This is a genomic window from Erwinia sp. INIA01, from assembly GCF_025947915.1.
Classification (GTDB): Bacteria; Pseudomonadota; Gammaproteobacteria; order Enterobacterales; family Enterobacteriaceae; genus Erwinia; species Erwinia coffeiphila.
In genome coordinates this window covers 50,769-64,062 of the sequence record NZ_JAPDNC010000008.1, presented here as the reverse complement: position 1 = coordinate 64,062, position 13,294 = coordinate 50,769, and the positions used below count along the sequence as shown (strand labels likewise).

Genomic DNA, 13,294 nt, shown 5'->3' with positions numbered 1-13,294 from the left:
CAGGGCGCGGTTTTCACGCGAAGTAAATTGACTCTGGACTGTACAATTATTACAATCCCGCCTCTTTATTAAAGATACACTGAGGCGTCGGTCGGTTTTTCGGGCCAGTTAACGCGTCACTAAGTGAAATTATTCAAGTTTAGGTAGAAATCGCCATGAAACGCACTTTTCAACCGTCCGTACTGAAGCGTAACCGTTCACACGGTTTCCGTGCTCGTATGGCAAATAAAAATGGTCGTCAGGTTCTGGCACGTCGTCGTGCTAAAGGCCGTTCTCGTCTGACCGTTTCTAAGTAATAAAAGCTAACCGCTGAGTGGTTAAGCTCGCATTTCCCAGGGAGTTACGTTTGTTAACTCCCACTCATTTCACTTTCGTCTTCCAGCAGCCACAACGGGCTGGCACGCCGCAAATCACCATTCTCGGCCGCCTGAACACGCTGGGGCATCCCCGCATCGGTCTGACCGTCGCAAAAAAACATGTTAAGCGTGCGCACGAGCGTAATCGGATCAAGCGATTGACCCGTGAAAGCTTTCGCCTGCGCCAGCATGAACTTCCCGCAATGGATTTTGTGATTGTGGCGAAGAAAGGGGTCGCTGACCTGGATAATAAGGCATTGACGGAAGCGTTGGAGAAATTATGGCGCCGCCATTGTCGCCTGGCTCGCGGTTCCTAATCGCGCTGATTCGCGTCTATCAGCGCGTAATCAGCCCGTTACTGGGACCTCACTGCCGATTTCATCCTACCTGTTCGCAATACGGAATTGAGGCATTGCGCAGGTTTGGGGTGATAAAAGGGAGTTGGTTGACGATGAAACGCATATTAAAATGCCACCCTTTGAACCCAGGTGGCGACGATCCGGTACCGCCAAACAACCATTGATACCAGAGAACATTAACGATGGATTCGCAACGCAATCTCTTTCTCATCGCTTTTCTGTTCGTGTCTTTTATGATCTGGCAAGCCTGGCAGACGGATAATAATCCTCAGCCATTGCAAACCCAGACCACGCAGACCACGACAGCAGCGGGTGATGTCGCTAATCAGGGTGTTCCTGCCAGCGGCCAGGGCAAAACGATCACCGTTAAGACCGATGTCCTGTCTTTAAGCATTAATACTCGCGGTGGTGATATTGACCAGGCACAGCTGCTGACCTATCCGGACTCACTGGGTTCCGATAAGCCTTTCCTGCTGCTGGAAAACACCCCTGATTTCCTGTACCAGGCGCAGAGCGGCCTGACCGGTCGTAACGGCCCGGATAATCCGGCAAACGGCGGTCGTCCTCTTTACACGGCTTCTCAGGATAGCTTCGAACTGGCCGATGGTCAGAACGAACTGCGTATCCCACTGACCTTTACCGCTGAAAACGGCGCGGTCTACACCAAGACCTTCGTGCTGAAACGCGGTGAATACGCTATTGGCGTCGATTATCATATCAACAACGCCAGCCAGCAGCCGCTGGAAGTGTCGATGTTCGGTCAGCTGAAACAGACTATCGATCTGCCTAAGCATCGTGATACCGGCAGCAACAACTTTGCTCTGCATACTTTCCGTGGCGCGGCTTACTCCAGCAGTGAGACCAACTACGAGAAGTATAAATTCGATAAGATCAGCGAAAACGAAAACCTGAGCACCACCACCACCAACGGTTGGGTGGCGATGCTGCAGCAGTACTTCGCGACGGCCTGGGTACCGCAGACCGCTGGCAGCAACACGCTGTACACCAGCAACCTGGGTAACGGCGTAGCGGCAGTTGGCTTCAAATCTGCACCGGTGACTATCGCGGCAGGTTCTCAGCAAGAGCTGAAAGCCACGCTGTGGGTTGGCCCGGAAATTCAGGACAAAATGGCGGCGATTGCCCCACACCTGGATCTGACCGTAGACTACGGCTGGCTGTGGTTTATCTCTCAGCCACTGTTTAAGCTGCTGAAATTCCTGCACAGCTTCATCGGTAACTGGGGCTTCTCGATTATCGTTATCACCTTTATCGTTCGTGGCATCATGTACCCGCTGACTAAAGCGCAGTACACCTCCATGGCGAAAATGCGCATGCTGCAGCCGAAGATTCAGGCGATGCGTGAGCGTTTAGGCGATGACAAACAGCGCATGAGTCAGGAAATGATGGCGCTGTATAAGTCTGAGAAGGTTAACCCGCTGGGCGGCTGTCTGCCTCTGGTTATCCAGATGCCAATCTTCCTGGCCCTGTACTACATGCTGATGGGCTCGGTAGAACTGCGTCATGCGCCGTTTGCACTGTGGATCCACGATCTGTCCGCGCAGGACCCGTACTACATCCTGCCGATCCTGATGGGTGTCACGATGTTCTTCATCCAGAAGATGTCGCCGACCACCGTGACCGATCCGATGCAGCAGAAGATCATGACCTTTATGCCGGTCATCTTCACCGTGTTCTTCCTGTGGTTCCCTTCAGGTCTGGTGCTGTACTACATCGTCAGTAACCTGGTGACCATTATCCAGCAGCAGCTGATTTATCGCGGCCTGGAAAAACGTGGCCTGCACAGCCGCGACAAGAAGAAAGCGTAAGAGTAATAACACGGGGCAGCCTTTTTACGGTTGCCGCGTGCCAATACCGAACACACTGTTTACACTAAGGCGGTCACTCAGACCGCCTTATTTTTTTGCATCAAAAGAGAGTTAACCATGAGCCATAGCGATACGATTGTTGCCCAGGCAACCCCGCCAGGACGCGGCGGCGTAGGTATTCTGCGCGTTTCCGGTAGCAAAGCGGCGGAAGTAGCACAGCTGCTGCTGGGCAAGCTGCCCAAGCCGCGCTATGCCGACTATCTGCCGTTTCGCGACGCCGACGGTAGCACCCTGGACCAGGGTATCGCGCTGTGGTTCCCCGGCCCTAACTCCTTTACCGGCGAGGATGTGCTGGAGCTGCAGGGCCACGGCGGCCCGGTGATCCTCGACCTGCTGCTGAAACGCATCGTGGCGCTGCCCGGGCTGCGCATTGCCAACCCGGGTGAGTTCTCCGAGCGCGCCTTCCTCAACGACAAGCTGGACCTGGCCCAGGCGGAAGCGATTGCCGACCTGATCGACGCCAGTTCCGAGCAGGCGGCGCGCTCGGCCGTTAACTCGCTGCAGGGCGTTTTCTCCACCCGCGTTAACAACCTTGTGGAAGCACTTACTCACCTGCGGATCTACGTGGAAGCGGCCATCGACTTCCCGGATGAAGAGATCGACTTCCTATCAGACGGTAAAATTGAAGCGCTGCTGCACAAGGTGATTGCCGATCTGGACGGCGTACGTGCCGAAGCGCGCCAGGGCAGCCTGCTGCGCGAAGGGATGAAGGTCGTGATCGCCGGGCGGCCCAACGCCGGTAAATCCAGCCTGCTAAATGCGCTGGCTGGCCGCGATGCCGCTATCGTCACCGATATTGCCGGCACCACGCGCGACGTGCTGCGCGAGCATATTCATATCGACGGCATGCCGTTGCATATCATTGATACTGCGGGCCTGCGTGAAGCCAGCGACGAAGTTGAGCGCATCGGCATCGAACGTGCGTGGAAAGAGATCGAACAGGCCGATCGTGTGCTGTTTATGGTCGACGGCACCACTACCGGTGCGACAGAACCGGGCGAGATCTGGCCGGACTTTATTGCCCGCCTGCCGGAGGCGCTGCCGATCACCGTGGTACGTAATAAAGCCGATAAGACCGGTGAAACGCTGGGAATTATAGAAGTAAACGGTCACTCACTTATTCGCCTTTCCGCCCGCACCGGCGAAGGAGTGGACGTGCTGCGCGAGCATCTGAAGGCCAGTATGGGCTTCTCGGGCAATATGGAGGGTGGATTCCTCGCTCGTCGCCGTCATCTTCAGGCGCTGGAACTGGCGGCAGAACATCTGCAACAGGGTAAACATCAGCTGCTTGGGGCCTGGGCAGGGGAACTGCTGGCGGAAGAGCTGCGTCTGGCGCAGCAAAGTCTGAGTGAAATCACCGGGGAATTCAGCTCCGATGACCTGCTGGGGCGGATATTCTCTAGTTTCTGTATTGGTAAGTAATTAACAGTGAGGCACCGATAAGGTGCCTACGTCCAGCCAGTCACTAATCGCCCTGCTCTGGCCTGCATGCCTTCAAGAATTGAATCACCTATCGGAGCGGGGAACTCAGCAGGTAGCTGGTTTCTGACTTTCGTTACAACGGCATCCATCGACTGTGCAAATTCAGTCAGAATACTTTCCATCGATTCTTTGGCGAACCCAACAGCTTGAGCCGTCTGAAAAAAGTGACGAGGGAAAATCTGCTCAATGGCATATTTCTTGCCCTTTGAGCCAGTCAGCCCCATGGCAAGTTTGGCATCCCTGCGATCAATACCCCGGCCACCAATCCCCGGGTACATGGAGAGGATGTCATAGTAAGGCGTGAGACGATATCGTCCCTCAGACTCAATGAACACGGAAAAATTCTTTGCATGCCCATCCGTGGCTGCCAATAGCCAAAACAACACCTGAGCCTTCATAAAGCTATAGCGGTCTTTTTCTGGCTCTACCGCCCCTAACAGAAACGACATAATGGCGGAAATTCCTGGTCCACCGTGATTTTCATATTTCAGCGCGGGGGGGACACTCAACACCTGGCAAAAATCCTCCTGCGGCAGTCGCATAATCCAGCGACCGTCCGAGGCATATTTACGATCGAACCGTTCTACCGCCAGCGCTTTTATCTTTCCGGCTCTGAGCATAAAGCATTGCGGTACCGGCAGCCCGAACTCGCGGGCAATCATCATACATAGATATTCATTCTCAACGCTGTCAGACATATCTATCGTATAGGAGTGGCTCTCGATTTTACCAATCGGTAACTTGATGATATGCGTAGTTGGCGTGGCATTGATGGGAAGGCACCAGCGGTCATCTTTAAAAAGCAGTGCTGTCTTTTCCTGGGCACCGGCAAGAGAGATACGAAAATCATCCTCCGAGTCAATCATTCCGAGGGGGGCATCGGACAGATATCCCATCAATATGCTTTCAAATTTTTGCTCGGAAAGGGATTTATATTCGATCTGCTTTATATCGCTGACAGATTTTCCCTGTGGTACTAATTGCAACGCACCAACGCTGTCCTGGCCCACTTTAGCCAACAGATCAAAGGGCTGGGTGGAATCAGCCTGATGTCGGGTAACAATTCGTCTTCTGATATCCAGATTATCAGGCAACAGATTGTCGAAGAAATTATAAACTTCATCACCTTGATAGGGCTGATGGCGCAGCGGCATAGAGAGTGAGACAGGGCGACTACCCGGTAGCCCAATCCAGTTCGCATCATAGGTAAAATGATGTGCTCCACTCCCCGTTTTTGTTAATACCCCTACATGATAGCCATTCATGTAAACATCGAGCGCAGCCATTACCATTCCTCTTTCCATGAAGATGCTGCCCCGGAAGCCTCATTACTGTCGGCACCGCTATTCCTGGGCGTGACGGTCAATTCTAAATTCAATGCCGAAAGGATCTTAAAGAAGGTTTCCAGCTTGGTGGAATCTGGATACTGTTCGAAGTTGGATACTGTATCCTGGCGAATCCCCACCTTAGTAGCCACTTTCCCCTGTGAAAGCTTCTGCGTGATGCGGACATCTTTCAGATAACTACTCAGCTGTTTGCTGTTAGTAACCTTCATTATTTACACCTTACCGGTTGTGGGCGGTAGGATAAATATTACACGCTTTAGCAGGTAAAACAATAATTACACGCTACAGGCGGTAATACTAACTCTACCGTCTATAGCGTGTAAGTTGCATCTCAAAGTGAGCATTTACTGACCTGCACTAACGGACTGTTAATGCAGGTTTTTATCAATAATTAATTCTCAGCCTGGCAGTTACGCGGGGTAATATTGTTTTCCTTCGCGTAGGCGCTGGCGGATTTCTCGATGATCGGACGCAGCAGCGCCCAGTCCGGTGAAATCCAGTCGCTAATCACTTTCCACTGGCTGCCGTCCCACTGCTGGAAGGTCACGCGGCCCTGGCCTTCGTGATCCTCACAGGTTACGTTAATCGAGTGGAACAGGCCTTTGGCGCCCAGCGCTTCCACACGGGCAGGATCAAGCTGCAGATGCTCGAAGCCCCAACGGATTTCATCGCCGGTCAGCGTGCGGTGGCCAAACTTCTGCTGCGCGATACGAATCGCCTCAACGTTCAGAATGCCGTTAACGATGCCGAGGTTATGATAAACGCTGCCGATGCGTTTACGATCCTGCAGATTCCCTTTACCGGCACCGTAGACCTTATCAATAATCTCTTTCACTACCGGATACACCGAGCCGGATGCCTGGGTGGTCAGTGCGATATAGCCCTTCGCCGCATTCCCCGCAGGGATCACGTCCTCTTCGGAATTCGACCAGACGTTGCCGATAATGTGATCCGCCGGGTAACCAACCTTCTGCGCGGTTTTCAGCGCCACCGGGTTCATCACGCCAAAGCCACGCAGCACCACGTAATCCGGTTTCGCACGACGAATGGTCAGCCACTGCGACTGCTGTTCGTTGCCCGGATGCGGCACTTCGATCTGCTGTACTTCAAAGCCGTATTTTTTCGCCAGCAGCTCAAAAATCGGGATGGTTTCCTTGCCGTATGGCGAACCGTGGTACAACACGACAATTTTTTTACCCTGCAGTTTGTCCAGGCCGCCGAGACGGGTGCCGATAAATTTGATGATCCCCGACGTTTCGCTGTACGGGTTAAGCAGCAGCGGGAAAACATACGGGAAGACGCGGCCATCGGTCGAGTCGGTACGACCATGATCGATGGTGATCAGCGGCGTTTTATCGCGGGTGACGTCATCGATCATCGCATAGGCAATACCCACGGAAAGCGGGTTCCAGGCGGCAACGCCGGGCTTACTTTTTTGGCGTTTATAACACTCAACGCCACGCTCCACTTCATACTGGGTTTCACACTCGTCCCAGGTAAGCTTGACGCCGTTAACTCCGCCGTCACGCTGATTGATCAGCTGTAAGTAGTCAATAAACCCGCCAAAGAAGCCACTGCCCGCGGCGGCATAAGGCCCGACGCGATAGCTCTGTAACGGGAAATACTGTTCATCCGCCCTGGCGCCGAGCGAGAGCTGCGCCAGCAGCAGCGTAACCCCGACGATAAGCCGGGTAAGCGATATCACCTTCATTTTCACCATTTTCATGCCCTGTTATTAGTAGAATTATTTTTGCCCGGCGAAACCGTCAGCTCCAGGCGTGCAGCGGTGGATTGACCCCGTTCAGCGCGTAGTTGCCGAGGATGGCGTACTTCCAGCGCACCGGATCGTGCAGCGTATGGGTACGTGCGTTGCGCCAGTGACGATCGAGATTGTGCTCGGCAAGCGTGGAACGGGTGCCAGCCAGTTCGAACAGGCGGTTGGTTGCTTCAATGGCGATTTCCGTGCTCAGCACCTTGGCTTCCGCCACGGCAATCTGCGCTTTTGCCACGTTATCCGCCGTCGGTTCTGCCACCGCGCGATCGATCCACAGGCCCGCTTTTTCCTGTAGCGCCTCGGCGGCGTGCAGCCGCAGCGTCAGATCGCCGACGCGCTGAATGGTGTAAGGATCGTCGGAGGCGCGATCCAACCCGCTGTCCACCCAGGGGCGTGATTTCTCGCGTACGAAGCGGATGGTTTCGTTAATGGCCGCCTCGGCGATGCCGGAATCAATCGCCACCTGCACAATCTGGAAAATCGCGCCGTCGGCGCTGGGCGCTTCATAGCCTTTATAGCCGGGAACCAGATGGGTTTTCGGCACCCGCACGTTATCCAACAGCACGGTGCCGCTGGCGGTGGTGCGCTGGCCGAAGGCAGACCAGTCGTCGATTACCGTCAGCCCCGGCGCATCGCGGTCGGCAATGGCGTACCACGCCCGGCCCTGATCATCCAGCGCCACGATCGGCACCAGATGCGCCAGCAGCGCACCGCTGGAGTAAAATTTCTTGCCGCTCACCAGCACATGATCGCCGTCATCAACAAAGCGCGTTTCGAAATCCGCCGCGCGCTTGCTGCCAAACTCAGAGAAGGCGTTGCCAAAGCGCACGCCGCTCAGCACTTGAACAAACAGTTCACGCTGCTGCGCTTCATCGCTGACCGTGCGGATCGCCGCCACCACGCCAAGATGGTTCTGGGAAATCTGCGAAATTGAGGGATCGGCGGCGGCAATGATCTGCACCACCTTCGCCAGCGTGGCGTAGGAGACCTCCGGGCCGCCGAAGCGCTTCGGCACATTGATCGACCACAGCCCGCTCTGAGAAAACGCGTCCAGCTCGGTAATCGGCAGGATGCGATCGCGATCGCGCTCGGCGGCGGTGAGAACAAACTGCGCGGCCAGTTCGGTAGCCACGCGGATCGCCTCTTCATCACTCTGAATAATATGCGCGGGCTGCGCCGGGCGCGGATAGCCCGGCACGCCACGCGGTGTAGTATTGGTAGGATGTGGCTGAGAGGCGGTTACTGCGTCTTCGGTCTGAAGCGTACTCATCGGTATTCTCCTGTATAAAAGTTATGCTGCAAATCCCAGATAAATTCTCTGTACGTCTTCCTGCTGGCTTAATGCCTGCGCATCACCGGAAAGCGCCACGCTGCCGGTATCCAGCACATAAGCGCGATGGGCATGGCGTAATGCCACCGTGGAGTTCTGTTCCGCTACCAGAATCGATAGCTTTTGCTGCTGGTTAAGGCGGGTCAGCACCGCAAAAATCTCTTCAACAATCAGCGGTGCAAGGCCCATTGAGGGTTCGTCCAGCAGCAGCAGCTGGGGTTTCGCCATCAGCGCGCGGCCGATGGCCGCCATCTGCTGTTCGCCGCCGGAAGCCAGCCCGGCGGCCAGCTGTCGTTTGTCCTTCAGCCGTGGGAAAATCTGATAGATCTCCTCCAGTCCCTGGCGAATCTCCACCCGGGAGGCCGAACGTGCCAGCGCACCGGCAATCAGGTTTTCTTCCAGAGTCAGTGAAACGAAGCAGTGCCGCCCTTCAAGTACCGGGACGATGCCGCGCTTCACCAGCCGGTGCGGGGCTTCGGCGGTAATATCCGCGCCGCGCCACAGCACGCGGCCCGCGCTGACCTCACCGCGACGCGCGGGCAGCAGGTGTGAGATCGCCTGCAGGGTGGTCGATTTCCCTGCGCCGTTGCGCCCGAGCAGCGCCACAATTTCCCCTTCGCCAACGGTGAGCGAAATATCCTCCAGCGCCACGATATGGCGCTGATAGCGGGCGCTGAGGTGCGCTACCTCAAGCAGCGCGTTACGGTCAGTCATGATGTTCTCCGCGAGGTGAAGTACGACGCCAGCCGCTGCGTCAGCGCCGCCAGCCCTTTTGGTTCGGCAATCAGGAACCCGATCAGCAAAACGCCGACAATGATGTTCTGCACCAGCTCCAGCACGCCGGAATCCACCTGCTGGCCAAACAGCCATGCGCCAAGCCGGGAAAGCAGCAGCGGAAACAGCGTCAGCAGCGCCGCGCCAAGAAACGCGCCGCGAACCGTGCCTAATCCCCCGATAATGATGATAAACAGCAGCTGGAATGAGCGATCCAGATTGAAACCCGCCGGTTCGACGTTGCGCAGATAGGTGAATGACCACAGCACGCCGGCAATGCCGATAATGAAAGAGGAGAAGCCGAAGGCGATCATCCGGGTTCGCAGCACCGGTACACCGATCGCTCTCGCCGCCAGCGGGTTGTCACGTACGGCGATAAAGTTGCGCCCGGCCGAGCTGTTAACCAGCCGCCAGACCAGCCAGGTCAACAAACTGACCACCGTCAGGGTAAACAGATAGCGACGCTCGGAGCTGTCGATGATCCACGCACCCAGGTGCAGCGGAGCCACCGATACCACGCCGGACGCGCTGTTCATCGAAAACCAGCTAAAGTTGTTCAGCGCCCACTGGACAAAGAACTGCGTCGCCAGGGTAGAAATCGCCAGATAAAAACTGCTGAGCCGCAGGCTCGGCAGGCCGAAGATCAGTCCCAGCAGTGCACTGATACCGCCTGCCAGCAGTAACACCAACGGCAGCGGCAGGTCCAGGCGACCAATCAGATTCAGCGCGGCGTAGGCACCCACCGCCATAAAGGCGGCGCTGCCGAGGGAGATCTGCCCGGTATAGCCTGCCAGCACGTTCAGCCCCAGCGCAGCCAGCGACAGCGCGAGGAACGGCGTGAGTACCGCATCAAACAGGTATTCGTTACCGATCAGCGGCAGCAGAATAAACGCCACGGCGGGTAGAATAATCCCGCCAGCACTGAGGCGAGGCAGGGTACGACGAACGTCCGGTGAGAGAGTCAACATCGTTACAGCCTCGATAAGCGGTGGGAGCCAAACAGGCCCGCAGGACGGATCAGCAGGAATAGCAGCGCTACGGCGTAGGCGATCCAGCTGTCGATTCCGCCGCCCAGCAGCGGACCGAGATACACCGATCCCAGCTTTTCGATCAGGCCAACCAGCAGCCCGGCAACGATCACCCCGGCCACCGAATCAAATCCGCCCAGTACGAGAACCGGCAGCGCTTTCAGAACCACCAGAGACAGTGAGAACTGTACGCCCAGCCTTGCCCCCCACAGCAGCCCGGCAACCAGCGCGACAATCCCTGCCGCCGCCCAGACCACCGCCCACAGGCGGCCAATATTCAGGCCTACCGCCAGCCCGGCAAAGGTGTCATCCGCCACCGCACGGAAAGCCAGTCCGGTGTGCGTATAGCGAAAGAACAGGCTCAGCAGCAGTACCATCAACCCGGCAACGCCGGCGGCAAACAGATCGAACTGGCTGATCAGCACGCCGCCAACTTCAAACGGCGTGTCGTCGATGCCCAGGTCCAGTGCGTGAACCTGCGTTCCCCACAACAGCTGTGCAGCACCCTCGATGATGTACGACACGCCAAGCGTGGCAACGAACAGCACGATCGGCGGCTGATTCACTAACGGCCGCAGCACGGAGAATTCAATCAGCATGCCGAGCAGCGAAATCGCCACCAGGGTAATGGGAAGCACCGCCCATACCGTCCAGCCGCGTTCGATCAGGCAAACGAAGGTGAGTGCCGAGAACAGCAGCATCGAACCCTGGGCAAAGTTGAAGACGCCGGAGCTTTTGTAGACCAGCACAAACCCCAGCGCGACCAGTGAATACATCACCCCCGACAGCAGGCCACCGACGCTAACTTCAATCAGGAACAGCCAGTCAATATTCATCCTCGGGCTCCCGGTGCGGTAGTTTCCGCCGCTGAACCCAGATAGGCGGCAATCACCGCCGGATTTTGCCGGATCTCATCCGGCGTTCCCGTCGCGATATTGCGCCCGTACTCCAGTACCACAACGCGATCGGACAGGCTCATCACCACCGCAATATCGTGCTCGATCAGCAAAATGGTGGTGCCGAAATGGCGGCGTATCTCGCGAATAAGCTCGCTAAGCTGCTGTTTATCCGCCAGCGTCATTCCCGCCATCGGTTCGTCGAGCAGCAACAGGCGAGGGTGGGCAACCAGCGCTCTCGCCAGCTCAACGCGTTTTTGCATGCCGTAGGACAAACTGGTCGTCAGGCGCGATGCCACCGCATCCAGACCGAAAAAATTCATCACCGCCTGCGCCTGCTGAAGCTGACTGGCACTCTCATGCCGTGCGCGCCGCAGTCCGAAAACCTCGCTCAGCAGAGATGTTTCCCGACGGTGTGCCAGCCCCTGCAAAATGTTATCGACCACTGAAAGGCCGCTAAACAGCGCAAGATTCTGGAAGGTCCGAGACACGCCCGCACTGGCGAGCTTTTCCGGGCGAATTGAACGAAAACGATGCTCATCAAGACCGATCTCGCCGCGATCGGGCCGGTAAATACCGGAAATCACATTCAGCAGGGTGCTTTTCCCCGCGCCATTCGGGCCGATAATCGCCATTAACGATGAAGGTTCCGCCCGCAGCGAGACGTCACTTAAGGCCTTAACCCCGCCAAATGAGAGCGAAATACCAGAAAGCTGTAGCGATGCGCCCGGCTTTCTGGCTCTGGCCGTTTCGGCTGAGTAACCCGCTAACGGCGATTGTCGCAGTGCCGCCAGCGAGGTCGGGGATAGTTCTGATAACGACATATTTCTCTCCTGGTCAGCAGCGCTTTCGATCGCTTTGCCGCTTTCTCATATAACTATTTGCAATTTATAAATATACAAACCAACCTTTAAGTTATAAGAACGTAAGCAGAATGCGTGCCAAAGTTGGAAATGGTTATTTTCCTTTTAATTCAGTTAATTAGACTTAAAAACCCTGAGAGAAAATGCTGCATTTGCAGCATAAATGTTGTTTAGATGCTGCAAATGCAGCAGCAGGTGTTCAACGGAAGGATATAGCGGGGAATGATCAAGATTTAGCGGGTTTGTGGTGTTTATGCTGTGAAAATGGCATTAAAAGCGATGATTATCTGGCTGTTTTCCTATTACGTATTGATCTTCTCGGTTTAACCCCAGGAGAAATAATATTAATCCGAATTTCGCCCCGTTAAGGGAATCACGGGTGAAAATTCGTAGGATTATTCTTACAATAGAGTTGATGATTACCCGACCATTTTCATGGAGTGACAGATGGCAAGTCATTTTGCACGATGGACACTTGTCCAGACGAAAGCACAGGTTCACCGACTTCCGCTGCAGCTGGTAGAGCATTCAGCCAGTCTGGCGGAGAGACGTCGACGCCGCTACCTCGCGGCCAGAACGCTGCTGGCGGAACTGATGCTGCGGGTCTACGGCATCCCCCAGCTCCCTGATATCCGCCTTGCTGAGGGCGGACGCCCTTGTTTTTCCGATCCCGACCTTCCTGATTTCAGCATCTCCTACGCCGGTAATGTGGTGGGTGTTCTGCTGGCGGAAGAGGGCTGCCGCGCCGGTCTGGATATGGAAATTGTTCGCGCGCACAGCCGCCAGACTTTAGAGCAGTACCTGCACTCTTTTTCATCCGGTGAAAAAGCCTGGATTAACGCCCAGAACGATCCGTCTGAAGCCTGTACCCAGATTTGGACTCTTCGCCAAAGTATTCTGAAGATGACCGGGGAAGGTAACGGTGGTTTTGATGCCCTGCGCCTGCATCCCGCTTCGGGAAGGCTGCGTTCTTCAACGCTGGCCGATATTCAGGCTATCTGTGATGTGGAAGCGCTGATGGTCTGGTCCTGCGCACTCTCGCCGGGAACCGATCGGCTACAGCTGTGGGAGTATGACGATACTGAAGGGTGGAATTCACTGCAGAGTATTAACGTCTATTCGTTAAATATGGGGCCACGGGCGCTGCGTTTAACCAGCCTGCCCGCCGAGAAGCAGCACTACTATTCCTGATAGCAGGGT

The 13,294-nt window shown here is 55.7% G+C and carries 14 protein-coding genes and 1 pseudogene; 7 read left to right on the top strand and 8 right to left on the bottom strand.

Features of this window, described 5'->3' with window-relative positions; all coding sequences use genetic code 11:
- Positions 1–155: 155 nt before the first annotated feature.
- From rpmH to mnmE, 5 genes and pseudogenes are all read left to right on the top strand, one after another.
- Positions 156–296 carry a 50S ribosomal protein L34 gene (rpmH, locus tag OMR58_RS15130; RefSeq protein WP_003023858.1) on the top strand — a complete coding sequence of 47 codons (141 nt, stop codon included), beginning with the start codon at positions 156–158 and terminating at the stop codon, positions 294–296.
- Between the two features lie 17 nt (positions 297–313).
- Positions 314–673: a ribonuclease P protein component gene (gene rnpA, locus OMR58_RS15125; protein WP_105595320.1), complete on the top strand. Its 360-nt coding sequence runs from the start codon at positions 314–316 to the stop codon at positions 671–673.
- Positions 637–895: pseudogene (gene yidD, locus OMR58_RS15120) on the top strand (membrane protein insertion efficiency factor YidD). Before rnpA ends, yidD begins: the two are co-directional and overlap by 37 nt.
- Positions 896–897: 2 nt before the next feature.
- Positions 898–2,541, top strand: a complete 1,644-nt coding sequence (yidC, locus tag OMR58_RS15115; RefSeq protein WP_264546317.1) for a membrane protein insertase YidC — start codon at positions 898–900, stop codon at positions 2,539–2,541.
- Between the two features lie 117 nt (positions 2,542–2,658).
- Positions 2,659–4,023, top strand: coding sequence for a tRNA uridine-5-carboxymethylaminomethyl(34) synthesis GTPase MnmE (gene mnmE / locus OMR58_RS15110; protein WP_200560636.1), 1,365 nt, complete (start codon positions 2,659–2,661; stop codon positions 4,021–4,023).
- A 26-nt stretch (positions 4,024–4,049) separates the two neighbouring features.
- Here the strand turns inward: mnmE and OMR58_RS15105 are convergent, their stop codons facing one another.
- From OMR58_RS15105 to OMR58_RS15070, 8 genes are all read right to left on the bottom strand, one after another.
- Positions 4,050–5,369 (bottom strand): type II toxin-antitoxin system HipA family toxin, encoded by a 1,320-nt coding sequence (locus OMR58_RS15105; protein WP_200560635.1) that lies wholly within the window; start codon positions 5,367–5,369, stop codon positions 4,050–4,052.
- Positions 5,369–5,638 carry a helix-turn-helix domain-containing protein gene (locus OMR58_RS15100; protein WP_105595316.1) on the bottom strand — a complete coding sequence of 90 codons (270 nt, stop codon included), beginning with the start codon at positions 5,636–5,638 and terminating at the stop codon, positions 5,369–5,371. Before OMR58_RS15100 ends, OMR58_RS15105 begins: the two co-directional genes overlap by 1 nt.
- 182 nt (positions 5,639–5,820) lie before the next feature.
- Positions 5,821–7,149: an ABC transporter substrate-binding protein gene (locus tag OMR58_RS15095; RefSeq protein WP_234471863.1), complete on the bottom strand. Its 1,329-nt coding sequence runs from the start codon at positions 7,147–7,149 to the stop codon at positions 5,821–5,823.
- Positions 7,150–7,195: 46 nt separating this feature from the next.
- A complete protein-coding gene (locus OMR58_RS15090; RefSeq protein WP_264546316.1) occupies positions 7,196–8,473 on the bottom strand; it encodes an SfnB family sulfur acquisition oxidoreductase in 1,278 nt (425 codons plus the stop codon).
- A gap of 21 nt (positions 8,474–8,494) precedes the next feature.
- A complete protein-coding gene (locus OMR58_RS15085; protein WP_264546315.1) occupies positions 8,495–9,247 on the bottom strand; it encodes an ABC transporter ATP-binding protein in 753 nt (250 codons plus the stop codon).
- Complete coding sequence (locus OMR58_RS15080) at positions 9,244–10,275, bottom strand: branched-chain amino acid ABC transporter permease (protein ID WP_200545854.1); 1,032 nt, start codon at positions 10,273–10,275, stop codon at positions 9,244–9,246. Before OMR58_RS15080 ends, OMR58_RS15085 begins: the two co-directional genes overlap by 4 nt.
- 2 nt (positions 10,276–10,277) lie before the next feature.
- Entirely contained in the window at positions 10,278–11,171 is an 894-nt protein-coding gene (locus OMR58_RS15075) for a branched-chain amino acid ABC transporter permease (protein WP_200545853.1), read from the bottom strand.
- On the bottom strand, positions 11,168–12,055 hold the full coding sequence (locus OMR58_RS15070) for an ABC transporter ATP-binding protein (RefSeq protein WP_200545852.1): 888 nt from the start codon (positions 12,053–12,055) through the stop codon (positions 11,168–11,170). Before OMR58_RS15070 ends, OMR58_RS15075 begins: the two co-directional genes overlap by 4 nt.
- 182 nt (positions 12,056–12,237) lie before the next feature.
- Between OMR58_RS15070 and OMR58_RS15065 the strand changes: the two genes are divergently transcribed.
- Positions 12,238–12,462, top strand: a complete 225-nt coding sequence (locus OMR58_RS15065) for a hypothetical protein (RefSeq protein WP_200545851.1) — start codon at positions 12,238–12,240, stop codon at positions 12,460–12,462.
- Between the two features lie 79 nt (positions 12,463–12,541).
- Positions 12,542–13,285: a 4'-phosphopantetheinyl transferase family protein gene (locus tag OMR58_RS15060; protein ID WP_200545850.1), complete on the top strand. Its 744-nt coding sequence runs from the start codon at positions 12,542–12,544 to the stop codon at positions 13,283–13,285.
- The last annotated feature ends 9 nt before the right edge of the window (positions 13,286–13,294 follow it).